The sequence below is a fragment of the Pantoea sp. FN0307 genome (genome assembly GCF_050113815.1).
GTDB classification, from domain to species: domain Bacteria; phylum Pseudomonadota; class Gammaproteobacteria; order Enterobacterales; family Enterobacteriaceae; genus Mixta; species Mixta alhagi.
This window is the reverse complement of the sequence record NZ_JBNJSO010000004.1, coordinates 367,959-389,969: the sequence shown is the minus strand read 5'-3', so window position 1 is coordinate 389,969 and position 22,011 is coordinate 367,959. Positions and strand designations below refer to the sequence as shown.

The following is a 22,011-nucleotide window of genomic DNA, read 5'->3' as shown; positions in this document are numbered from 1 at the left end:
AAAGTGGCACAATACACCCTTCAAATTGGACACTGCGGCGTTTTTTACCCGCCGCAACGAATAACTGGAAGAACATGACTCAGTTGCCTCAATTTTCACGCGATCTGCTTCATCCGCGTTACTGGTTCCTCTGGCTTGGTATTGGCCTGCTTTATTTGGTGGTGTTGTTGCCCTACCCGGTGCTTTACCATCTCGGTTGTGGTTTAGGTCGTCTTTCGATGCGCGTGATGAAACGACGCGCGGCGATCGCCCAACGTAACATTGAGCTCTGCTTTCCTCAAATGCCGCCCGCCGAGCGCGATGCGCTGCTGAAGCGCAATTTTGAGTCGGTCGGCATGGGTTTTCTGGAGACCGGCATCGCCTGGTTCTGGCCGGACTGGCGGGTGCGGAAATGGTTTACCGGTATCGGTGATGAGCATATTCAGCAGGCAAAGCGCGAGCAGAAAGGTATTCTGCTGATCGGGATGCATTTTCTTTCCCTGGAGCTGGGCGCACGCATGTTCGGCTTGCTGAACCCCGGCATCGGCGTTTATCGGCCGAATGACAACCCGCTGATCGACTGGCTGCAAACCTGGGGCCGGATGCGCTCAAACAAGAGCATGATCGATCGTAAAGATCTCAAAGGCATGATCCGTGCGCTGAAGGCGGGCGAGATCATCTGGTATGCGCCCGATCATGATTACGGCCCCAAAAGCAGCGTCTTTGTTCCCTTTTTCGCTGTGCCGGATGCCGCCTCGACTAAAGGCAGCTATATGCTGATCCGCACCGCGAAACCCGCCGTGATCCCTTTCCTGCCGCGTCGTCTGCCGCACGGTAAAGGTTATGAGCTGATCGTCTTGCCTGACGTGAAAGATGTGCCGACCGATAACGAGGAAGCCACCGCAAGGCGGATGAACCAGATCGTTGAGGAAGCGGTACTGATGGCCCCGGAGCAGTATATGTGGCTGCACCGTCGTTTTAAAACGCGTCCGCCTGGCAAAGAGAAACTTTACTAACCCCTTCTTTTCCCTTTCGTTCCGCTACGGAGCGGAAGGGTCTGATTTCCGCTCATCCAGACAGTTTTTTTAGCGCTGACGCTATGAGTGCTGAAACTTCGTCTATTCTTTCCTGAAACCATCCTTGAGGAGATTAGGAGAGACTAATGAGCATGTTTAGCACACTGGAAGAAGCTATCGATAGCGCCCGTGAAGAGTTCCTGGCGAATAACCCAGAGCTGGATGAAGATGAGGTTTCAGTAGGGCAATTCAATCTGCAAAAATATGTGATGCAGGATGGCGAAATCATGTGGCAGGCGGAGTTTCTCGCTGATGAAAGCGATGACGGCGAGTTGCTGCCTCTCCGCACCGGTGAAGCTGCGCAGGCTATTTTCGAGGGTGACTTCGATGAGGTGGAGCTGCGCCAGGAATGGATGCCGGAAAACACGCTGCACGAATGGGATGAAGGTGAATTCCAGCTGGAAGCGCCGCTGGATACCGAAGAAGGCGAAGCGGTAGCCCAGGAATGGGAAGACAGCGGCAGCAATAACGAATCAGACCGCTGGTAACCCTGTTTTTATTCATAGGGCCCGTGCTGCGCATCGACCGGTAACAGCAGCGTATCCAGCAGGGCCGACAGCGGCACGTCGAGAATGGTGAGAAAACGCCACGGCGTGTCGCGCACGTCCCACTGTACGCCAGGATAATATTGATTGCCGTGCCCCTGTCCGGGTACGGTGCGGCTGATAATGCTGCCGCAGCCGGTTAACAGCAACACCAGCGTCAGCAATGCTGCGCTACGTAATCCTTTTTTCAATCCTTTACCTCTCTTTGAGTCGGCCTGATATTGGCTGTCCGGCGTTTGTCCGCCCTCTGTTTAAAAATAGCCTACTGCCAGCCGGGAATAAAAAAGCGGCCCGAAGGCCGCTCTTGCAATATGCTCATCACACTATGGCTGCGCTGGCCCGCAAAACAGGCCAGGCATCCCGCTTATTTCGCAGGCGTTAGCGCCAGCGGATTCAGCTGCAGCGTACGGTAGTAGTCCTGCCACTCATGGTACTTTTCTGCATCCTGCCACAGACGATAATGCAGGCGCGCCAGCGTTACCGGATCGCTAATCAGCGCCAGGCGCTCATCGCGACTCAGCTTCGACGGCGCATCGCTTAAGGCATGCTCTACCCGACGGTCGCGCGCATAGTCCAGCAGATCGCTTTTCAGGTGACGCGAGGTCGCCAGCGCGGTCGCCAGCGCGTTAAACGACGGATGAAACAGCGCATGCATAAAGCCCTGCTTCAGCGCACGTTCGCGGTTCAGCTGCAGATAGGTATCGGTATCTACCAGCTCTTTCGGCGGCGCATACTCTTCCGGGATCAGGAACAGCTTCGCGCGGCGGGTCGCCAGTCCATTGCTGGTGCGGCTGGAAATTACCGACACAAACGGCGACAGGATCAGCGAGAACACAATCGGCGACAGCCACCAGAGGAAGTTCAGATCCAGCCAGCCCATGCCCACCGCCCAGACGATACCCAGCAGCATCTGTGAACCATGACGACGGAACGCTTCGCTCCAGGGCGTAGCATCATCGTCACGCTGCGGTGAGTTCCACACCACTTCCCAACCCAGGAAGGCGCTGACCACAAATACCGTATGGAACAGCATACGCACCGGCGCCAGCAACACCGAGAACAGCATTTCCAGCAGCATTGAGGCCAGCAGACGCAGCGCGCCGCCATAGCCTTTCGCGCCTTTAAACCAGATCAGCACTACGCTCAGCAGCTTCGGCAGGAACAGCAGCACCAGCGTGGTAGAGAACAGCGCAATAGCCAGCTCCGGACGCCACTGCGGCCACACCGGGAAGAGCTGGCGCGGTTGCAGGAAGTACTGCGGCTCCATCAGCGTATGCACCACCTGCAAGGCAGTAGAGAGCGCGAGGAACAGGAACCACAGCGGCGCGGAAAGATAAGACATCACGCCGGTCAGGAACACCGCGCGGTGCACCGGGTGCATGCCTTTAACCAGGAACAGCCTGAAGTTCATCAGGTTGCCGTGACACCAGCGACGGTCACGCTTCAGCTCATCCAGCAGGTTAGGCGGCAGCTCTTCATACGAGCCAGGCAGATCGTAGGCAATCCACACGCCCCAGCCGGCGCGACGCATTAGCGCAGCCTCGACAAAGTCATGGGAGAGAATCGACCCGGCAAACGAGCCTTCGCCCGGCAGCGGTGCCAGCGCACAGTGCTCGATAAAGGGCTTCACGCGGATAATGGCGTTATGTCCCCAATAGTGCGACTCGCCCAGCTGCCAGAAGTGCAGTCCGGCGGTAAACAGCGGCCCGTAAACGCGTGTGGCAAACTGCTGGCAACGCGCATAGAGCGTATCCATCCCGGATGCCTTTGGTGAAGACTGGATGATACCGGCATTCGGGTTCGCTTCCATCATGCGTACCAGGCCGGTCAGACATTCACCGCTCATTACGCTATCCGCATCCAGCACCACCATATAGCTGTACTGGCTGCCCCAGCGGCGGCAGAAGTCATCGATGTTGCCGCTTTTACGCTTCACGCGGCGGCGGCGGCGGCGATAAAAGATCTTCCCTGCCCCGCCCACGTCACGAACCAGCTCCATCCAGGCTTTCTGTTCCGCCACGGCGATATCCGCATCATAGCTGTCGCTAAGAATATAGACATCAAAATGCTGACTCTCTCCGCTGCGCACGACCGATTCCCAGGTGGCGCGCAAACCGGCAAAGACGCGTTCCACGTCTTCGTTACAGATTGGCATAATCAACGCGGTGCGATGAGTGGGATCGATCGGCTCATTACCGGTAAGCGTATACGAGATACTGTACTTATCGCGGCCAATCAGCAGCTGCAGAAAGCCCATCAGCGCCGTCCAGAAACCGGCGGAGACCCAACAGAACAGAATGGCGAACAGGAACAGAATCCCGGTCTGCAACACATAAGGCAGCAGTTGCAGCAGCGATTGCTGCCAGTTCTGGTTGAGCATATCCATTGGGTCGATCAGCGCCCAGCCCTGGTAAGGCAGAATGGTCTTCATATACCAGGTGGCGATCACCGTCTGGAAAATCGTCAGGATCAACAGAATATAACGACGAATGGAGCCGACGTGACGCCATTTGTCTTCCTGACGCTGTTCTTCCGCCGAGGCGTAGCGCGGGGTGGATTTGCGTCCGCGCAGCGAATCCCAGGCGCGCGCCAGCGGGTTAGTCCGCCAGGCTTCCGGGAACATCAGCGAACGCTTTACCGGCGGCATCGCCTTCAGCGTGGTACGTCCGAGATAATCCTCGCTGAACTGTTTGCCCTCATCCAGCGAGTCCGGCCAGCTCATTTCAATACGTGACTTTACCGAGCTCAGCGGCGCGTCGTCGGCTCGCGCTTCGGCCGGGCCATTCTGGCCCAGCTGCTGATGCAGTGTGCTGTAAACCTCACCGCCCGCCTCCGGAGCGGGCAGATTTGTCGCCAGCGCCGCTTTGCCGTCCGGCGACAGCGGCAGCGCGTCGATATAGTCAGCGGGAGTTAGGATTGATTTATTCATTGGCAGGCAACTGATAGCTCCATGTTTCCGTCAGCGTTTTATCACCGTTAACCAGTGCGGCACGCATTTCGGTCGGCTGCTTATTGTCTTTAACGCGAATGCGCAGCATTAAACGCCAGCCTTTGTTCACCGGGTTATAGCGCACGCTCTGTTCAACAATCTCACCGTTATTGCCGATGCTAACCTGAGGCGTAACCGGCGTGTTATCCGGCATCGCACTCATATCCTGACCGACAAAGTCCACCACAAAAGCGAGGGTGCCGTCTGGCTGGCGCACCAGGTTTGACTGTTTTACATCGCCGGTAGAACGCAGCGTGTTTTTCACCCATGCGGTATCTGGCGAATGCAGCTGGTCTTCATCACGGGTAAAATGCAAACGATATTTAAAGTTCATTTCCTTGCCCGGCTCCGGCAGATTCTCCGGCGTCCAGAAGGCAACGATATTATCGTTGGTTTCATCCGCTGTTGGGATCTCAACCAGCTCTACGCGACCTTTACCCCAGTCGCCCTGCGGCTCGATCCAGCCGCTTGGGCGCAGATCGTAACGATCGTCGAGATCCTGATACTGATTGAACTCGCGTCCGCGTTGTAGCAGGCCAAAACCTTTCGGGCTTTCCACGGTAAAAGTGCTCACCGCCAGATGTTTCGGATTGTTCAGCGGACGCCAGATCCATTCGCCGTTACCGGCATGAATTGACAGACCGTTGGAATCATGCAGAGAAGGACGATAGTTGACTATCGGAGAAGGCTGATTCGGACCATAGAGGAACATGCTGGTCAGCGGCGCAACGCCCAGCTTGCCCACTTTGTCGCGCAGATAGACTTTTGACTGCACATCCACATTGGTGTCTTTACCTGGACGCAGTACAAAGCGGTAAGCACCGGTAGCACGCGGAGAATCCAGCAGCGCATAGATTACCAGCTGTTTATCCTGCGGTTTCGGACGTTCAATCCAGAATTCGCGAAAACGTGGGAACTCTTCACCAGAAGGCAGCGCGGTATCGATCGCCAGCCCACGCGACGAGAGGCCATAAACCTGGCCGCCGCCAATCACGCGGAAATAGCTGGCACCGAGGAAACTGGTGATTTCGTCATCTTTATCTTTGGCGTTTAACGGATAAAGCACTTTAAAACCTGCAAAACCCAGGTTCTTAATGGTTTCCGGATCGTGCTGAACATTGCCAAAATTAAAATTTTCCGGGCTGTATTTGATTTCCCGTACCGTGTTGGCGGTGACTTCATGCAGTTTTACCGGGGTATCGAAATACATGCCCTGATGATAAAACTCCAGCTTGAATGGCGTTTTCAGTTTATGCCAATAGGCTTTATCGTGATTAAACTGAATCTGTTGATAGTCAGCATATTTCATGTCACGAAACTGAGAGGGCAAATTGCTCTTCGGCGCTTCAAAACTTTTTCCCGCTAACGACTTTGCCTCTTTGGCGACATCATCAATGCTAAAAGCCCAACCGGTGTTGGTATACAAGGCAAACAGAACTGCCGCACTGACCCAGCGCGTTTTTTTCAGTCCCGATTTATTTTTGTTAGTAATCAGCACATCCCCCCCTTTCGTGTGCTTAAATCAATCCCATCCATATTAATGGATTATTCGGTTTTCCGACAGTATACCCGCCGTTTTGTTCCTGTATTCTCTGCTCTCAGGGCTTTTCTCTGCGTTGATCGTCTGTTACAGAATCGGCTGATATTATATGGATTCCCGTTCCGGTAAAGTAAAGCGCTTACTTTTGTCACGTTCAGGGCGAGCCGGTATATAAAACGTACTAAAACTGGATAACTATGCGTACTAAATCTCATCAGCGTGAATATTTTTTTGATTCTATTCGCGCCTGGCTGATGCTTCTTGGCGTTCCTTTTCATGTTTCACTTATTTATTCCAGCCACCAGTGGTCTGTTAACAGCGCGGAACCGTCGCTGTGGTTAACCGTGTTCAATGACTTTATTCATGCTTTCCGCATGCAGGTGTTTTTCGTCATATCTGGTTACTTTTCTTTTATGCTCTGGTTGCGTTATGCCCCGCGCGAATGGTGGAAAGTGCGCGTGGAACGCGTTGGCATTCCGATGCTCAGCGCCATTCCGCTAATTACCCTGCCCCAGTTTTTTATACTGAAAGAGTGGACGGGTAAGATCACCGGCTGGCCGCAGTTTTCCGCGTATGAAAAATATAACACCCTGGTCTGGGAGCTCACCTCCCACCTGTGGTTTCTGCTGGTGCTGGTTATTTTCACCTCGCTGGGGCTGGTGCTGTTTCGCCGCCTGCATGCGGCGGAGCAAAACCAGACCACCGCGCCCGGCTGGCTGATACTTACTCTGGCCGTGCTGTTTTACAGCCTGTGCTGGGGCGCTTTTCGCCGTCTGATTTTTATCTTTCAGCCTGCGCTGCTGACCGATGGGCTTTTCAACTTTGCCATTATGCAAACCCTGTTTTATCTGCCTTTCTTCTGGCTTGGCGCGCTGGCCTGGCGCAATCCGGCGCTGAAGGCGCGCTTTGTGCGCTTTAATCCGTGGACGCTGATCGGCTCGGCGCTGGCATTCTTCGCCTATATGGCCAACCAGCGCTACAGCAGCGGCGAAGGCTGGATGTATGAAATCGATGCGGTGGTGTCAATGCTGATGGGTCTGTGGATGGTCAACGTAGTATTTTCCTTTGGGCATCGCTTCCTGAATGCCCATTCGGCGCGTATTACCTGGCTGGTAAATGCTTCTCTGTTTATTTATCTGGTGCATCATCCGCTGACGCTACTGTACGGCATCTTTATTACGCCGCATATTCATAATAATGCGCTGGGTTTTATTGCTGGCCTGTTGTTTGTCTTCGGCATCGCCTTTGTGCTGTATGAAATTCATCTGCGCATTCCGCTGCTGCGTTTCCTGTTTTCCGGGCGAAAAGCCCGCCCCTGAGTTACAGACGGGCATGGATGCCCGCTATAGCAACCACTCTACCGGCAGACGCCAGACCAGGCGCACCAGCAGGCGCTGGTAAAAGCGGGTTTTCGGCTCATGCTTATGCACGATTTCCTCCGGTTCACCTTCATATTCCACCCAGTTAACCCGTCCCCATTTATCCAGCCGCAGCGTCCAGGCGCGCTCGCGCATCTCCTCGACAAATCGCTGATGAATATTGCTGGCCAGCGTTTCGCTCTCGATCAGCAGCCCCATTTCGGTATTCAGCACTGCCGAACGCGGATCGAAGTTAAAGGAGCCGATAAACACCTTCTGGTTATCGACGCTGAAGGTTTTGGCATGCAGGCTGGAACCGGAGTTGCCGGTAAGTCCGCGATCGTGCGGCTTCTCTTCGCTATCGGCCTGCGGCTTTAGTTCATACAGTTTAACACCATGACGCAGCAGCTTTTTACGCCATTTGGCGTAGCCGGCATGCACCACCGATACATCGTTAGCCGCCAGCGAGTTGGTGAGGATAGCGATTTTAACGCCGCTGCGCACCAGCGCCAGCAGCTGCGCGACGCCCGCGCGCGTCGGAACAAAATAGGCGGAAATAATATCGAACTGGTGTTGCGGGCGACCAATGATTTCGATCATCCGCTGCGGCAGCAGCGTGGCGCGCCGCGCTTTGCCCAGCCCTTTACGCGGGTCGTCGCTCAACAGACGCGCCGGTGCCCAGGTCATCTTTAATTCGCCGCTGTCCAGCTGCGACATATAGCCGCATGACTGCAGGCGCTGCATATAGCGCTGCACCTGTTCGCTGTCACGCCAGGCCTCTGGGAGCGTCACCTCCGCGCGGGAATCGTCCGGCGCCTCATCCACCACTGCGGAAAAAGCGGTCACCGCCTTGCTTTGCCAGTAGCGTTCAAAGTCAGCCGCCACCTCTTCCACCACTGGCCCGATCGCCATAACATCAAGATCGGAAAACAGCGGCTGTTTGCCTGCGCCAAAGTATTCATCACCAATATTACGCCCGCCGACAATGGTAACCATGTCATCAACGGTCAGGCTTTTGTTGTGCATGCGTCGGTTCAGGCGGGCAAAGTCGCTAAGATAACCCAGCGCCCGCAGAGTGCGAAACGAGAACGGATTAAACAAGCGGATCTCGATATTGGGATGACGATTCAATTCGCTCAGCGTTTTGTCCAGTCCCATGGTGTTGTTGTCATCCAGCAGCAAACGGACCTGGACGCCCCGGTCAGCGGCCTCCAGCAGCGCGCTGAACAGCAGCCGCCCGGACATATCGTTTTGCCAGATATAGTACTGAATATCGATGCGTTCTTCCGCCATCGATAACAGCTGATAACGGGCGGCGAAGGCATCCAGTCCGTTGCTCAATGAATGGATACCGCTGTGCTGTGGATGTTGAACGGTACGGGGTTTAACTGCCCTGGCGAGGCGGGTACGGCTGTCTGCAGGCGTCACGTTATCCTGCGGGTAAAGCGCTTCAGCCATTATTTTTCCTTTTTTCTAAACCTGATTGTTATTATTCACCGGCCGCAGCTCCACCGTCATCGACCTGTTCTGAATGCTGGCGATAAAGACGATAACTTTCTTCGTCAAAACAGACCACCCAGACCTGCTGAGGATAGTCGTGCTGCTGCAAAAACTGGCTAATTGTTCGCAAGGCGATCGCCGCCGCCGCCGCTTTCGGGTAGCCATAAATGCCGGTGCTGATGGCGGGAAAGGCGATGGTAGCGAAGCGATGCTCTGCAGCCAGCTGCAAACTATTATTATAGGCGCTGGCCAGCAGCTCCGCTTCGCCCTGGCCACCACCACGCCAGACCGGGCCCACGGTATGAATCACTGCACGCGCCGGTAAGTTGCCGGCTCCGGTCAGCACCGCCTCTCCGGTCGGGCAGCCGCCCCGACTCGCTGCCAGCTGGCGACACTCGGCCAACAACGCCGGTCCCGCTGCGCGATGAATTGCGCCGTCAACCCCGCCGCCGCCCAGTAAGCTGCTGTTTGCAGCGTTAACAATCACGTCTACCTGCTGACGCGTAATATCGCCCTGAATAATACGTAGCCGGCTATGCATGTTTTCTCCTCGCAATATCAATGGTGAAAATCGGGTCGGGGATGCCATTTAGTCTAGACTTAGCGAAACGTTCCGCGCCTGCCTTTTTTACAGGAGAAGAACCGCATGCGAGTTACCTCATCAACCGTGCCATCGCAGCGCCACCAGCCGTCTCTGTTCCACAGCTTTTTTCAGGGCAGCTTCCCCTGCTCAACCGCCTGCCGCAGAGAGGGTAAACGTCTGGATATGATTATCAGCAGCGGCCACGATATGCTGATCCATAAAGATTATGCCGCGCTGGTGGAGCACCGTTTGCTGACCGCACGCGACGGCGCACGCTGGTACCTGATCGAAAAAACGCCTGGCGAATATGACTGGTCCTCTTTTCTGCCGATGGTGCATGCCGCCAACCAGCACGGAATTCAGGTGATCTGGGAAGTGGCGCACTTTGGTTATCCGGATCATCTCGATATCTGGTCATCCGGCTTTGTTGATGCCTTCGCCCGTTTTGCCCGCGCCATGGCGGAAGTGATGCGCAACGAGGGTATTGAGCAACCCTTTTTCACCCCGATCAATCAGATCTCCTTTTGGTCGTGGGCGGGCGCGGAAGTGGCCTGGCTTAACCCCTACGCCAGCGGACGCGGCCCGGCCCTGAAGAAACAGCTGGTGCGCGCCAGCCTGGCGGCGATCGCCGCGATACGCGAGATCTATCCGCAGGCGCGCTTTGTTCTGACGGATCCGCTGGTGCATGTTGCACCCGTTGACCACAGCGCGGCGGCGCGTGAAGAGGCGCAGCGTCAGCACCTTTCACAGTTTGACGCCTGGGATATGCTATGCGGCAAGCAATGCCCGGAGCTGGGCGGCAGCCCGGAGACGCTGGATATTATCGGTCTGAACTACTATCCCGATAATCAGTGGTTCAGTAACGGTTCGCCTTTAAACGCAACGCACGCCGCCTGGCGTCCGCTGCATCTGCTGCTTGAGGAGGTCTGGCAACGTTATCAGCGCCCAATGCTGTTAGCGGAAACCGGTGCGGAAGGCGAAGCACGGGCCAACTGGCTGAACATTGTTGCTGATGAAGTGGAACTGGCGCTGGAACAGGGAGTGGCCGTGGAAGGCATTTCCCTCTATCCGATAGTGGAGTATCCGGCCTGGGCAGACGACCGTCGCTCGCCCGGCCCGCTGTTTGGCCTGCCCGATCCCAATGGCAGCCGCACGCTCTATGAGCCGCTGGCGCTGGCGTTACGCAGCCAGCAAATCAAATTACAAAATCGTGCAAAAGGTTAAGGCGTCGGGGAAGCTTCGGCGGGCTGAGCGGCGGGTTCTGCAGGCGGCATGGTGCAGGTCTGCACTTCAAACGCGTCGGATGAGGGACGACGAATGTCGGTCAGCCAGGTCGTGGTAAAGATAACCACGATGCCGATCAGACTGGCAGCGAGTAAACCAATTAACGCGATAAGTTTATCGTCACGGTTCTCCATCACTGATCTCCTTATTTAACCATCGGATCTTTTGCAGTGTGCAATTATGACATCCATAGGGTCACAATGAGAACAAAGAATATCAGAGTAAAAGAGGTTAATAACAGGACTACAATGGCAAATTGCGCATCGTCGAGTTGCGGCAGTTCATCTCTTTCTGGAGGCTCAGGCGGCAAAATTTCATTCATTTTTTGTCATCATCACAGCGGACATCATCGATAAACAAGATACCGCTCTGTTTCTGCCATGCGGTTTTACAGTGTAGCACGGCTGATTGAAATCGTAACCGCCTGCTTAGCGCGCCGAATCTTAGCGTTCCGGCGCGCTAAGCAGGCTCTTAAGGTTGCCAGCCGCCGCCCAACGCCCGATAAAGATCGATTTGCGCCAGTAGCAGATTGCTTTTCAACTGAACCACGTTCAGCTGCGCGCTGAATAGCGTACGCTGTGCATCCAGCTCGTCAAGATAGGAAGCGTAGCCGTTTTGATAGCGGTTGCGGGCAATACGTAGCGTGTCGGCGGCGATCTCCTGCTGCTTTTCTACCTCCTGCAGCTGCGCCTGGGTCTGCTGAATCGCATCCAGCGCATCATTTACTTCACTAAAAGCGTTTCGCACTACTTTCTCATAGCCGTACAGCGCCTGATTGCGCGATGCCATCGAAACATCTACCTGTGCCGTTAGCGCCTCCCGATTCAGCAAGGGTGCCAGCACGCTGCCGCCAATGCTCCACAGACGGAACGGATTATCCACCAGTTGATGCAGCACCGAGGATTGCAGGGTGCCAGAGGCAGTCAGATTAAGCGAGGGCAGCAATTGGGCCTGAGAAGAGACCAGCGTCTGGTCCGCCGCCAGCAGCAGCCGCTGGGCCTGAACAATATCTGGTCGACGCTGCAGCAACTCTGATGGTAACAGCGACGGTAACCGCTGCGGCATCACCTGCGTAAAGTTTGACTGGCGAGCAATGCGACGCGGATTCATGCCAACTAAAATACTCAGCGCGTTTTCCTGCTGATGGATTTGATGTTCAAGCTGGGGAATTTGCGCTTTGGCCGCCTGATATTCCGATGCTGCCTGCATCCACTCCAGCCGCGAGGTATAACCTGCGGCGAACTGACGCTGCGCCAGATTGAGCGAGTTTTCTCGCGTTGCCAGCGTCGCCTGGGTCACGCGCAGCTGCTCGTCCAGCGCCAGCAAGGAAATATAGCCGGAGGCGACCGAGGTGGCGATGGTCAGTTCAGCCGCAGCCGCAGCGGCCTGCTGCGCCGCCAGCGACGCACGAGCGGCATTGATACTGCTACTGCGCGATCCCCACAGATCCACGTCATAGTTTGCCTGCAGCAATCCCTGATAAACGTTGCCCTCGCGCGGTTGCCCGGTAACGGCCGACAGCGAGCGCGCACGCGTTGCGCCTACGCCGACATCCAGCGTGGGAAAATTATCTCCGGCGGCGGCGCGCAGTTGCGCCCGATACTGATCCACGCGCGAACGGGCGGTCAGAATATCGGGATTATTGCGCAGGGCCTGTTCCACCAGCCGGTTCAGATTGGAATCGGCAAAGGTTCGCCACCAGTTCGCTTCCGGCGCGGCGGACGGCCCCACCTGATAACGCCACTGCGGCGGGATCGGCAACGACGACGGTGCCTTGTCAACGTCACGGGCACAGCCGATTAACAATGGGATCATTAGCGCCAGCGCCTGCGGTTTCCAGCGCATCATGACCGTGGCTCCTCTGCGCCGGAGGTGTCGATATTCACCTCTACCGACATCCCGGGACGCAGCCGCGCCTGCGTATCATCCGTGATCCTGATACGTACCGGAATACGCTGCGCTATTTTCACAAAGTTGCCGGTCGCGTTATCCGGTGAGATTGCGCTGAACTCCGAGCCTGCAGCCGGAGAGATAAATTCCACCACGCCGTGAAACTCAGCGCCGTTCAAAGCATCCACGGTAAAGGTAACCGGCAAACCGGGGCGTACGTGCGTCATCTGCGTCTCTTTCATGTTGGCGATCACCCATTTTTTCGCCGGCACCAGCGACGTGAGCCGCGTACCCGCAGAGACATAGGCGCCGCGCCGCACTGAGATCTGCCCCAGCTGCCCCTCTTCCGGCGCAATAATGCGCGTGTTGTCTAAATCGATCTGTGCCAGCTGTAACGTCGCCTGCGCATTGGCGACATCCGCCTCCAGCGAGGCGCGGTTAACGATTACCGTTTGCCGATCCTGACGTGACACTTCCAGCGTCGCCTTCGCCTGCTGCACGGCGGTTACCGCCGCGCTATTCGCCGCACGCGCCGCGTCACGCTCACGAATTGACAACGAGCCGTCTGCCACCAGGTTTTCCACGCGTTTTAAATCGAAGCCGCTTTTTGCCGCCTGTGCACGGGCATTTTCCAGCGCCGCCTGGTTACGTACGATCACCGCTTCGGCGCTGAGCCGCTGCTGCTGATTATTGGCTAACGCCGCCTGCTTCATCGCCAGCTGCGCTTTCGCCTGTTCAACCCGCTGACGATAGATACGATCGTCAATGGTCATCAGCACGTCACCCTTATGAACCGGCTGTAGATCCTGCACATTAACGGCGGTGATATAGCCACTGACCTGCGGGCTGATAAAGGTGATCTGCCCTCGTACATAGGCATTTTCCGTGCTCTGCACCGCGCTGGTAAAGGGCCATAGCTGCCAGGCGTAAAGGATAACCAGTACGCCAACCAGAGCTATACCGCTGCCAACGGCAATGGAGAGGATCCGAAATTTATTATTACGCTCGCGCTCGGCGGCTTTGACTTCTTCCTGCTGGCTCATTGTTTCTCCATGCTGGCTGATGTTGCCGAAATTGATTGAGCAGCGGCGGCCTCACGCTGCTGCTGACGTCGGGTGATAATACGCTGGCGCGTCAGGCGATAAAGCACCCAGACCAGGGTACAAAAGGCCATCCCGGCGGTCAGTAAATAGGTATCGTTCCATGCCAGTACGTTGGCCTGCAGCGTGGAGACGCTTTGCAACTGCGCTACCGCCTGCGCGCTAAGTAGTGCACTGTCGCCCAGCTGGCTATTAAACAGCGCGCTGTACTGACTAAGACGCTCGGTTACGTTGGGATCGAGCAGTGAAAGCTGGTCACCCAGCAGACTGGAGTGATATTTTTCCCGCCATACCTGAAAGGTGCCGAGCATGGCAGCGCCAATCAAACCGCCTAAATTCTGACTCATGCCGAACAGCACCACGAAGCTCACCAGGTTTTTCGGCTGAGTTACCACGCTGCCGATGCCCAGTAACATGGCAGGCGCCATAAAGAAAGCGCTGCTGAAGCCCAGCAGAAACTGGCTGAAATACATATTGTGCGGCCGCGTCAGCGGATTAGAGTGGCTGTCCATAAATGACGCAATCATCATGATCAGCAATGAGGTGACGATCGGCCAGCTAAAGTGTGCAGGTTTCAAGGTCAGCGCGCTGGCAGTGATCCCCAGCACCACGCCAGCAATAATCGCCAGCGCCAGGCCACGCAGCTGATCGTTCTGCAGGCCAACCTGCTGCAAAAAGCCGATGGCTCCGCTGTTCTGTTCCGCCAGCACCACGCGCATCATGATCATTACGATACCCAACCGGATAATGGCTCCGCTGCCCAGCCAGCGCGTATTGATCAGCGGATTTTTACGGTTATGCTCTACCACCACCGCGCTGATGATCAGTACCACAGCCAGTGCCAGGCAGATACCGAGCCACGGCGTACTGAACCACCATTCGATGCGTCCCAGTGACAGCACACCACACAGCAGCGCCATCCCCGGTGCCATTAAAATGAAGGTGACGAAATCCATTTTTTCAAACACCTTGCTGCGATCGCTTGGCGGCAGCTTCAGCATCAGTACGCACCCCAGCGCCACCATCGCCAGCCCCAGCTCAAACAGATAAAGCCCGCGCCACTCCTCCAGTTGCAGCAGCTCAGAAGAGAATAGCCGTGCCAGTGGAATGGCCAACTGTGAGGCGCTGATGCCGATCGCTAACGCCTTAAGGCGATGCTTTGCCGGCCACGCCTGAATCTGATAGTAAATGCCCAGAGAACTTAGCGCGGCCGCCACCATACCGTGCGCGGTACGGACAATAATCGCCGAGCTGAGATCGTTAACGAACAGGTGAAAAAAGGCCACCAGCACATACAGCAGCAAAAAAGCTTCGGTAAAGATACGCAGGCCAAACTGCTGGCGAAACTTCACCAGCAGCAGGTTAATAGAGATATTTCCCATTACGTAAACCGCCGGGAGCCAGGCGATCTCGTTAGAATAAGCGCCAAAGGTGCCCTGAAGGTTGGTCAGATTAGCCGTTACCAGCGCATTGCTCAGCGCGCCCGTCAGGGTAATCAGCAGGCCAACCAGCCCAAAAGCGATACGTTTTTTGGTGGGATGAATCGGTGTTGAAGGTGAACCAGGCAGCATTGGCTTTTCATGTGGCTGCCACTGGCGCGGAGCATAAGGATTCGATTTCGCCACGTCAGAGCGTTCCTGTCTTATCCAGCAATTGCTGCAGTACACGCTGGGCTATCGCTAACTCGTCGCGATCGATATCCGTTAACAGCTCGCCGCGTAAACGATCTGCTTCTACTTTGACTTTTTCAAAAACCGCCCAGCCTTCGGCAGTGACAATAAGCAGGCGCTTACGTCGATCTTCTTCTGGCTGCAGACGCTCTATCAGCCGTTGCGCCACCAGCCGGTCGATTAGCGGCACCATGCTGGCCTCTTCCAGCCCCAGCACCTGCGCCAGCGCTTTCTGCGTCATGGGTTCACTTTCACTGGCCAGCGTGGCAATAGCCAGCCAGCTATTCATGCTGAGGCCGCTCTCTTTTAGTCGGCGGTCGATAGCCAGTCGCCAGGCGTGCGCCGTGAGCTGCAGCAGACGAGGAAAGCGCTGAGAGGAATCCAAAATATAGGCACCTAATGATTAGACTTCTATGTATATAACCATTGGTAAGTATAGGCGCTGGAGAAAGGGGTTGTGAAGAATCTTGCCGGCTTATTATGGTGCAAAAAATGGCATTCCCGAGAACGGCAAAAAACGCCCATTCACTGCCTACAGCCTGGTTTTAAAGTTACCTTTAGAATAAATGTTACAAGCGAAACGTTTTTATCGCGATTTTGTATAGCTTTTGTATAATTATTTATCTTTTTAATTATTTGATTATTAAGCAATAGCACTTTTTGTTTAATCATTGTTTGTACAGCTTTGCTTTTTTTGTATAGCTTTACCTTCGCTGAGCTAAATCATGCTCTGTAACGAATGATGCATTTGCGTCGCCTCTGAAGGTGTTTAACTCGGATTTCCACCTTCAGAGGTTTTTTTTCGCCTGAAGGATGTATTGCATTCTGCTCACGACATCATTGGTTTTTGACCATAAACATTAGAACCCGGTCATTTCTGACCGATCCCTTAAGCCTTGACGCGCTACCAGCCGCGTTAAAGAGGACGAACATGCAGACGACTACCTCGCAAACCGACAAGGATATTACCGACTATTTTAACCTGCAGGAGCAGGGCGCCGTTAACGAAGGCGAAGTTCTGGGTGCCGTCGTGGCTGAGATTCTGCAGGCAGGACAGCCCGTAACCAATAAAGCGATTATCTCACGCCTTATCCAGCGTCTTGAGCTGGAAAGCGATGTGGTTATGTTGGATGTTTATCGTCGTGTTCTGGAGCTGGTGGTTAACAAAACGGAAGACGATATTATCGGTTATTAACCTCTTTAGTTGGCTATATCGCCAGTTAAAGCGGCCAGAGTAGTGATGTCATTGCGTCTCAGACCGGCACTTTCCTGCAGAGGGAAATCCGGTCTGAAACTGGTATCAACAGACAATTACAGGTAACATGCGCCTCTTGCCCTGTATGGGCAACTCAAACCTTTCAGATCCATGATGCACACTGCTGCATCTGACATTAAGACAATAAGAGCCTGCATTATTATGACCACCTCTTCCGAGGCGAACGCTGAAAAGCATGCCGCCAGCGAGCTAACCGTTGCCCGCGTGTTACGCTCGCCCAAATTATTCACGCGCGAATGCCTGGCTGGCGTAATTACCGCGCTGGCGTTGATTCCTGAAGTTATCTCATTTTCCGTGATTGCCGGCGTTGATCCTAAGGTCAGCCTGATTGCCTCGGTGGTGCTGGCGCTTACGCTGTCTCTGCTGGGCGGTCGTCCGGCAATGGTGACCGCCGCCGCCGGTTCGGTTGCGCTGGTCATTGGCCCGATGGTGCGTGCGCACGGCGTGGAATACATTATGCCCGCCGTGCTGATGGGCGGCGTAATACAGATCCTGTTCGGAATCGCCGGGCTGGCGCGAATGATGCGCTATATTCCCCGTTCGGTGATGCTGGGCTTTGTTAACGCGCTGGGCGTACTCATTTTCTTTGCTCAGGTACCGCACGTTTGGGGTCAGTCGCTGCCGGTGTGGCTGCTGTTTGCCCTGACGCTGATTATCGTGCTGTTGCTGCCGCGCGTATTAAAGAGTGTCCCTTCCCCGCTGGTCGCGATCGTGGTGATTACCGCCATTGCCGTTTACTGTGGACTGCATGTACCAAACGTTGGCGATGAAGGTCCGATGCAGGCTGGTCTGCCAGGACTGAATCAGCTGGCCGTGCCGCTTAATCTGGCGACGCTGCAAATTGTCTGGCCGACGGCGCTGAGCATTGCGCTGGTAGGCATTATGGAATCCTTGTTGACGGCGAAACTGGTTGACGATCTTACCGATACGCCATCCAGCAAACGTCGTGAATGTTGGGGACTGGGTATCGGCAATATCTTTGCAGGCTTTTACGGCGGCATTGCCGGCTGCGCCATGATTGGCCAGACCATCGTTAATGTGGAATTAGGCAAGGCGCGCACACGTATCTCTACTGTGGCAGCCGCTCTGGTTCTGCTGCTGCTGGTCACCGGACTCAGCGCGCTGATGGCGCAGATCCCAATGGTGGTGCTGGCGGGCATTATGATGATCGTTGCGCTGAAAACCATTAACTGGCACAGCCTGCAGCCCGCTACTCTGAAACGCATTCCCCTGTCGGAAACGGCAATCATGGTGCTGACAGTTGTCATGACCGTCTGGACCGGTAACCTGGCCATAGGCGTGGTTGGCGGCGTTGTTTTCGCTATTTTGCTGTTTGCCCGTCGCGTCGCGCACGTTATCCATGCGGAGCGGCAGCTCAGCGCCGACGGTGAATCGGTGCGCTATGTGGTGCGCGGCCCGCTGTTTTTTGGCAGCAGCAACGACCTGTTTGAGCATTTCGACTATGCGCACGACCCGCAGGATGTCACCATTGATTTAACACATGCGCAGATTTGGGATGCCTCCAGCGTGGCGGCGCTTGATGCGATTGAAAACCGCTACCAGCGCTATGATGCGCGGGTAAAAATCGTTGGGCTGGATACGCGCAGCAGCGATTTTCATCGTCGTCTGAGCGGCACGCTATAACCCAAACGGCCCGTTACGTTTTTATTTGCCCGCCGTAATCCGGCGGGCTTTAAAAAGATAGCCCAGCGCCAGCAGCGTTAAAAACAGGCCAATCACCAACAGGAAGCCGTTTCCCATCATTCTGTAGAGCCAAACCCCGCCTACGCCACCCACCAGAAAGGCCGTTATGGTTGAGCCATGCAGCATCAGCCGTTGCAGATAGACTGGGGTGTACTCTGTAGATTCCCGACGCCGCAAAATATCCAGCAGCATAGCTAACTCTATGCCGATATCGGTTGCCGTTCCGGAAACATGGGTTGTACGCACACGTGCATTGGAAATCCGCGTAACCACCGCATTTTGTAGCCCCATTAAAAAGCTCAGGCTGAGGATCATCAGGAGGCCGCCTGCTACCTGCGGGAAAAAGATCTCCGTAACGCCCAGCAGCAGCAACAGCATCCCCTCCAGCAGAATATTAATGACGTAAACGGCGCTAATGCTGTGGCGACGGCCATGATTAATCAGCAGGGTTGAAAAGGTGGAGCCGAGAATAAACAGACAAACAATCTCAAAAAAGAACAGCGCGATCGGCAGCTCAGCGCGCGCCAGTCGCTCGGAGAGTGATGAGACATTGCCGGTCATATTGGCAGAGAAAAAACCCACCGCCTCAAAGGCAGCGGTATTTAACGCGCCGGCAACCAGTGCAAGCGTTGCGGCCAGACGGCTGTCGGTAATAAAGGTTCTGGCCTCATCCTGACGAATTAACATAGTAAGTGGTGATATTGCGAAGTAAGTGAGGCGCTATTATGCGCTTTTTTGTCTGCATCCCTTTGTGGTTTATCAAAAACCGCTCTGCAGTTGCTGCTTTCTCCTGCCAGGCCATTAATGGCTCGGTGCCTGCTGCAACTTTAAGCATCATAATAGCATGTTGTAACTAAATACTGGTGTGGTGTTATTATCCTGCATTAGGATTTGGTGCCCATGCCCGGGCTGGCTGATTACCCGATAGTTGGCAGGCAGAATAAGGGAATCATGACAGAGGTTGATATCAGGAAACCGAAGACAAAAACAAAAAAACCGCCCTTGGGCGGTTACGACATTACTGCTTATTGCTTTGATTTTATTCGGTATTCATTATGGTGCCCGGGGCGGGACTTGAACCCGCACAGCCATACAGCCGAGGGATTTTAAATCCCTTGTGTCTACCGATTTCACCACCCGGGCAGGGTGTAAAGTGGAGGCGCGTCCCGGAGTCGAACCGAGGTGGACGGATTTGCAATCCGCTGCATGGCCACTCTGCCAACGCGCCTTTATTCCGTTTGATCGTCCGAATTCGAACCATCTAATTCTTAACTGAAGCTGCATCTATGCTCAGATGCTAACTCATTGATTCGAGAAGTTTTTTCGCGTTCCCTCATCAGATGGACGGCATTATGGACTAACTTCCCGCGGTTGGCAACCCCCCAAAGTTAAATTTTTTAAGAAGCTTTTCCATAAAACACAAGGCTGTATGAATCATCGACGCTTTCTGTTCTGTTTTTATCCTTCGCGATTAAAGCGTCACCAGCAGCCCGCCATCCGTTAGCGGACCGCTATAAGTTATAGACCGATTTTTGCCGTAGCGACAGTTCTGTGATGAATCCGTGGATAGCCCAGACGCGAATTACCAGAGCGTGGCCCGCTTATCGATCTCAATACAGCGCAGATACATGTCACAGGCGGTTAGGTAGTCTGTATGCCATCGCCAGTAGAGATGCAAAAAATAGCAGCCGCTTGCTGGCAGATAGCAAACGAAAAAGTAAAGGCTAAACGGCAGGCTCCAGGCCAGCCAGGCCAATAGCGCATTAATGAAAATTATCCACAGTAGCTGTAAGGCAGCAAAAACAGTTACCCGCACTGCCAGCGGTTTTGCCTGCAGCGCCGCGCAGGGCACCGCAGTGGAAAAGGAAAAGTCAATTTCCTGCATGAGCAACTTACCGAGAAAAATATACTTTTTTGACAGGCGGGCAAAAAGCAAACTGAGGGTTAACACCACCAGACAGAGGATAAACATCGCCACCATAAGCGCAGGCGACTGCCATCCGTGGTTCAGGGAAAAGTCGGGATTATTTTTCAGCGGGCTGACGGTCAACATATTCAACGCGCTATTTATCAGCATGAAATAGCTTACATAGTGATAAAGCCTACGATGTTGCGCCTTTTGTGGCGTAAAATTAGCCAGTTGTCTGATATAAACCGACCGCACGCCTCTGAACATCCAATAAACCAGTAAAGGCAGCAAACTATACAAGCCTAAAACGGCATACCGATCTCCCAGCAGCGCGAATCCGCCTTTGACCAGCAGCCAGCAGGCCAGCGCGCTGAAGGCGCACGCCACCAGCGGACGGGATAAAAACCTTTCCGCCCGGGAGGGGGTTTTACCGTTAAAGCAGGTGAGATCGACATTTTTGATTGCGCCTTTGTACATCCAGTATGCTTTTAAATCATAAATAAGATGGAACAGTACAATGGCCAGAATAGCGCTAACAGCGCCCGCCTCCTGCTGGGTAAGCGAGCAGGCGTTATTTTTCCATAAAAAACCTAACAGCATCAATAGGATAAAGTAAACAAACGGGATTAACCTTCTGTCCTGATAGCGGATAAAAACTGCATAATCGGGGATCATAATAGTCTCACTGACCTGACAGGAATGTTCTGCAATGGAATAGCCGCTCCGGCAAAAAATCGGCATAATCGCTTAGCAATGGTACCAGCCAGGCCTTATGACTGATGTCAATGAGTAACGGTGAGTTCTCCGCGCTTAAAAGCCGCGCCATGCTCGCAGTCCACTTTACGGTATGGGTTAAATGCTGCGCCAGGTTCTCCCGAATGGTTCCGGGATGCGATTCCGCCTGACCGCTGACATTCATCAATACGTTATGTTGCGGCGGCTGAATAGTTACCCTGGCCAGAAAATCCCGCATTGGCTGAACGCCCTCCTGCATCAGGCGAGTGTGCCAGGCTCCGCTTACCGCTAACTTAACGCTCTGGCAGCAGGCACGACGCGCAAAATCGCTTAGCGCAGAGGTTGGGCCTCCAATCACCTGTTGTCGGCAGCTGTTATCACAGCTGATATCCAGTTCAGCGCCATAAGCCGCAATCAGATCGCGTACAGCCAGATAGTTCATTCCTCTCACTGCCAGCATGGAGCCTTTATGTTTTTTGCTTAGCTCATGCATGGTAGCTGCGCGAAATTGAATAAGAGAAAACAGCGCCTCCAGCGTTATTGCGCCTGCGGCATACAAGGCGCTGTATTCACCTACGCTATGCCCACAGGATGCAGAAATATTTATCCCTTTTTCCCGTAGTAGCGTATATAAGCTGATATTGACTGCCGTAACAGCAAGCTGCTGTGCTGAGGTGTGTACCAGCTTATTTAGCGGACCTTTTAAACAAATATGCCGAATATCAATGCCTGAAATATCACTGGCGCAGTCCCAAATTTTGCGGGTATGCGCATTAACGTCCCAAAGCTCGGCTCCCATACCAATAGCCGGATTCCCCTGCCCGGCAAAAAGCAGGGCCACCGTTCGGTGTTGATGATTACTATCCATGTTCA

General features: G+C 54.5%; 19 protein-coding genes and 2 tRNA genes. 6 read left to right on the top strand and 15 right to left on the bottom strand.

Annotated features, from left to right (window positions below):
* The first annotated feature begins 74 nt into the window (after positions 1 to 74).
* Positions 75 to 995, top strand: a complete 921-nt coding sequence (locus tag ACQE3Z_RS14480) for a Kdo(2)-lipid IV(A) acyltransferase (protein ID WP_426974314.1) — start codon at positions 75 to 77, stop codon at positions 993 to 995.
* Positions 996 to 1,141: 146 nt separating this feature from the next.
* The gene (locus ACQE3Z_RS14475) at positions 1,142 to 1,543 is read left to right on the top strand and encodes a MysB family protein (protein ID WP_085072142.1); all 402 of its coding nucleotides are present in this window, start codon (positions 1,142 to 1,144) and stop codon (positions 1,541 to 1,543) included.
* Between the two features lie 8 nt (positions 1,544 to 1,551).
* Here the strand turns inward: ACQE3Z_RS14475 and ACQE3Z_RS14470 are convergent, their stop codons facing one another.
* The 3 genes from ACQE3Z_RS14470 to mdoG form a co-directional block, all read right to left on the bottom strand.
* A complete protein-coding gene (locus ACQE3Z_RS14470) occupies positions 1,552 to 1,791 on the bottom strand; it encodes a YceK/YidQ family lipoprotein (protein WP_085072143.1) in 240 nt (79 codons plus the stop codon).
* 173 nt (positions 1,792 to 1,964) lie between these two features.
* Positions 1,965 to 4,529 (bottom strand): glucans biosynthesis glucosyltransferase MdoH, encoded by a 2,565-nt coding sequence (mdoH, locus tag ACQE3Z_RS14465; RefSeq protein WP_426974313.1) that lies wholly within the window; start codon positions 4,527 to 4,529, stop codon positions 1,965 to 1,967.
* Positions 4,522 to 6,057 carry a glucans biosynthesis protein MdoG gene (gene mdoG, locus ACQE3Z_RS14460; protein ID WP_426974381.1) on the bottom strand — a complete coding sequence of 512 codons (1,536 nt, stop codon included), beginning with the start codon at positions 6,055 to 6,057 and terminating at the stop codon, positions 4,522 to 4,524. Before mdoG ends, mdoH begins: the two co-directional genes overlap by 8 nt.
* Positions 6,058 to 6,326: 269 nt before the next feature.
* On the opposite strand from mdoG, the gene mdoC reads away from it, so the two are divergent.
* Positions 6,327 to 7,448, top strand: coding sequence for a glucans biosynthesis protein MdoC (gene mdoC, locus ACQE3Z_RS14455; RefSeq protein ID WP_426974312.1), 1,122 nt, complete (start codon positions 6,327 to 6,329; stop codon positions 7,446 to 7,448).
* Between the two features lie 24 nt (positions 7,449 to 7,472).
* On the opposite strand, the gene ACQE3Z_RS14450 is transcribed toward mdoC, so the two are convergent.
* Positions 7,473 to 8,945: a phospholipase D-like domain-containing protein gene (locus ACQE3Z_RS14450; RefSeq protein ID WP_426974311.1), complete on the bottom strand. Its 1,473-nt coding sequence runs from the start codon at positions 8,943 to 8,945 to the stop codon at positions 7,473 to 7,475.
* 31 nt (positions 8,946 to 8,976) lie between these two features.
* Positions 8,977 to 9,528, bottom strand: coding sequence for an O-acetyl-ADP-ribose deacetylase (locus tag ACQE3Z_RS14445; RefSeq protein ID WP_426974310.1), 552 nt, complete (start codon positions 9,526 to 9,528; stop codon positions 8,977 to 8,979).
* A gap of 105 nt (positions 9,529 to 9,633) precedes the next feature.
* Here ACQE3Z_RS14445 and ACQE3Z_RS14440 point away from each other — a divergent pair, with 105 nt between their 5' ends.
* Positions 9,634 to 10,794: a beta-glucosidase gene (locus ACQE3Z_RS14440; protein ID WP_426974309.1), complete on the top strand. Its 1,161-nt coding sequence runs from the start codon at positions 9,634 to 9,636 to the stop codon at positions 10,792 to 10,794.
* Here ACQE3Z_RS14440 and ACQE3Z_RS14435 read toward each other — a convergent pair.
* The 5 genes from ACQE3Z_RS14435 to ACQE3Z_RS14415 form a co-directional block, all read right to left on the bottom strand.
* Complete coding sequence (locus ACQE3Z_RS14435) at positions 10,791 to 10,988, bottom strand: hypothetical protein (protein ID WP_426974308.1); 198 nt, start codon at positions 10,986 to 10,988, stop codon at positions 10,791 to 10,793. The two genes, ACQE3Z_RS14440 and ACQE3Z_RS14435, sit on opposite strands and share 4 nt — an antisense overlap.
* A 337-nt stretch (positions 10,989 to 11,325) precedes the next feature.
* Complete coding sequence (locus ACQE3Z_RS14430; RefSeq protein ID WP_426974380.1) at positions 11,326 to 12,699, bottom strand: efflux transporter outer membrane subunit; 1,374 nt, start codon at positions 12,697 to 12,699, stop codon at positions 11,326 to 11,328.
* Positions 12,699 to 13,787: an HlyD family secretion protein gene (locus tag ACQE3Z_RS14425; protein WP_426974307.1), complete on the bottom strand. Its 1,089-nt coding sequence runs from the start codon at positions 13,785 to 13,787 to the stop codon at positions 12,699 to 12,701. Before ACQE3Z_RS14425 ends, ACQE3Z_RS14430 begins: the two co-directional genes overlap by 1 nt.
* Positions 13,784 to 15,469: an MFS transporter gene (locus ACQE3Z_RS14420; protein WP_426974306.1), complete on the bottom strand. Its 1,686-nt coding sequence runs from the start codon at positions 15,467 to 15,469 to the stop codon at positions 13,784 to 13,786. The genes ACQE3Z_RS14425 and ACQE3Z_RS14420 overlap by 4 nt, the downstream gene beginning before the upstream one ends.
* 1 nt (position 15,470) lies before the next feature.
* A complete protein-coding gene (locus ACQE3Z_RS14415; RefSeq protein ID WP_426974379.1) occupies positions 15,471 to 15,902 on the bottom strand; it encodes a MarR family winged helix-turn-helix transcriptional regulator in 432 nt (143 codons plus the stop codon).
* A gap of 543 nt (positions 15,903 to 16,445) precedes the next feature.
* Between ACQE3Z_RS14415 and ACQE3Z_RS14410 the strand changes: the two genes are divergently transcribed.
* Together ACQE3Z_RS14410 and ACQE3Z_RS14405 are read left to right on the top strand one after the other, a co-directional pair.
* On the top strand, positions 16,446 to 16,709 hold the full coding sequence (locus ACQE3Z_RS14410) for a biofilm/acid-resistance regulator YmgB/AriR (protein WP_426974305.1): 264 nt from the start codon (positions 16,446 to 16,448) through the stop codon (positions 16,707 to 16,709).
* Between the two features lie 222 nt (positions 16,710 to 16,931).
* A complete protein-coding gene (locus ACQE3Z_RS14405) occupies positions 16,932 to 18,434 on the top strand; it encodes a SulP family inorganic anion transporter (protein WP_426974304.1) in 1,503 nt (500 codons plus the stop codon).
* A 21-nt stretch (positions 18,435 to 18,455) separates the two neighbouring features.
* On the opposite strand, the gene ACQE3Z_RS14400 is transcribed toward ACQE3Z_RS14405, so the two are convergent.
* The 5 genes from ACQE3Z_RS14400 to ACQE3Z_RS14380 form a co-directional block, all read right to left on the bottom strand.
* Positions 18,456 to 19,181, bottom strand: a complete 726-nt coding sequence (locus tag ACQE3Z_RS14400) for a YoaK family protein (RefSeq protein WP_426974303.1) — start codon at positions 19,179 to 19,181, stop codon at positions 18,456 to 18,458.
* A gap of 369 nt (positions 19,182 to 19,550) precedes the next feature.
* A tRNA-Leu gene (locus ACQE3Z_RS14395) sits at positions 19,551 to 19,637 on the bottom strand.
* An 11-nt stretch (positions 19,638 to 19,648) separates the two neighbouring features.
* Positions 19,649 to 19,722, bottom strand: a tRNA-Cys gene (locus ACQE3Z_RS14390).
* Between the two features lie 354 nt (positions 19,723 to 20,076).
* A complete protein-coding gene (locus ACQE3Z_RS14385; RefSeq protein WP_426974302.1) occupies positions 20,077 to 21,078 on the bottom strand; it encodes a hypothetical protein in 1,002 nt (333 codons plus the stop codon).
* Between the two features lie 7 nt (positions 21,079 to 21,085).
* The gene (locus tag ACQE3Z_RS14380; protein ID WP_426974301.1) at positions 21,086 to 22,006 is read right to left on the bottom strand and encodes an ACP S-malonyltransferase; all 921 of its coding nucleotides are present in this window, start codon (positions 22,004 to 22,006) and stop codon (positions 21,086 to 21,088) included.
* Positions 22,007 to 22,011 lie beyond the last annotated feature (5 nt).

Coding starts and splice junctions, on each gene's coding strand:
- ACQE3Z_RS14425 (WP_426974307.1), bottom strand. CDS start 13,787: ATGAGCCAGCAGGAAGAAGTCAAAGCCGCCGAGCGCGAGCGTAATAAT.
- ACQE3Z_RS14410 (WP_426974305.1), top strand. CDS start 16,446: ATGCAGACGACTACCTCGCAAACCGACAAGGATATTACCGACTATTTT.
- mdoC (WP_426974312.1), top strand. CDS start 6,327: ATGCGTACTAAATCTCATCAGCGTGAATATTTTTTTGATTCTATTCGC.
- ACQE3Z_RS14400 (WP_426974303.1), bottom strand. CDS start 19,181: ATGTTAATTCGTCAGGATGAGGCCAGAACCTTTATTACCGACAGCCGT.
- ACQE3Z_RS14405 (WP_426974304.1), top strand. CDS start 16,932: ATGACCACCTCTTCCGAGGCGAACGCTGAAAAGCATGCCGCCAGCGAG.
- ACQE3Z_RS14385 (WP_426974302.1), bottom strand. CDS start 21,078: ATGATCCCCGATTATGCAGTTTTTATCCGCTATCAGGACAGAAGGTTA.
- ACQE3Z_RS14380 (WP_426974301.1), bottom strand. CDS start 22,006: ATGGATAGTAATCATCAACACCGAACGGTGGCCCTGCTTTTTGCCGGG.
- ACQE3Z_RS14450 (WP_426974311.1), bottom strand. CDS start 8,945: ATGGCTGAAGCGCTTTACCCGCAGGATAACGTGACGCCTGCAGACAGC.
- ACQE3Z_RS14435 (WP_426974308.1), bottom strand. CDS start 10,988: ATGGAGAACCGTGACGATAAACTTATCGCGTTAATTGGTTTACTCGCT.
- ACQE3Z_RS14480 (WP_426974314.1), top strand. CDS start 75: ATGACTCAGTTGCCTCAATTTTCACGCGATCTGCTTCATCCGCGTTAC.
- ACQE3Z_RS14445 (WP_426974310.1), bottom strand. CDS start 9,528: ATGCATAGCCGGCTACGTATTATTCAGGGCGATATTACGCGTCAGCAG.
- ACQE3Z_RS14430 (WP_426974380.1), bottom strand. CDS start 12,699: ATGCGCTGGAAACCGCAGGCGCTGGCGCTAATGATCCCATTGTTAATC.
- ACQE3Z_RS14475 (WP_085072142.1), top strand. CDS start 1,142: ATGAGCATGTTTAGCACACTGGAAGAAGCTATCGATAGCGCCCGTGAA.
- ACQE3Z_RS14440 (WP_426974309.1), top strand. CDS start 9,634: ATGCGAGTTACCTCATCAACCGTGCCATCGCAGCGCCACCAGCCGTCT.
- mdoH (WP_426974313.1), bottom strand. CDS start 4,529: ATGAATAAATCAATCCTAACTCCCGCTGACTATATCGACGCGCTGCCG.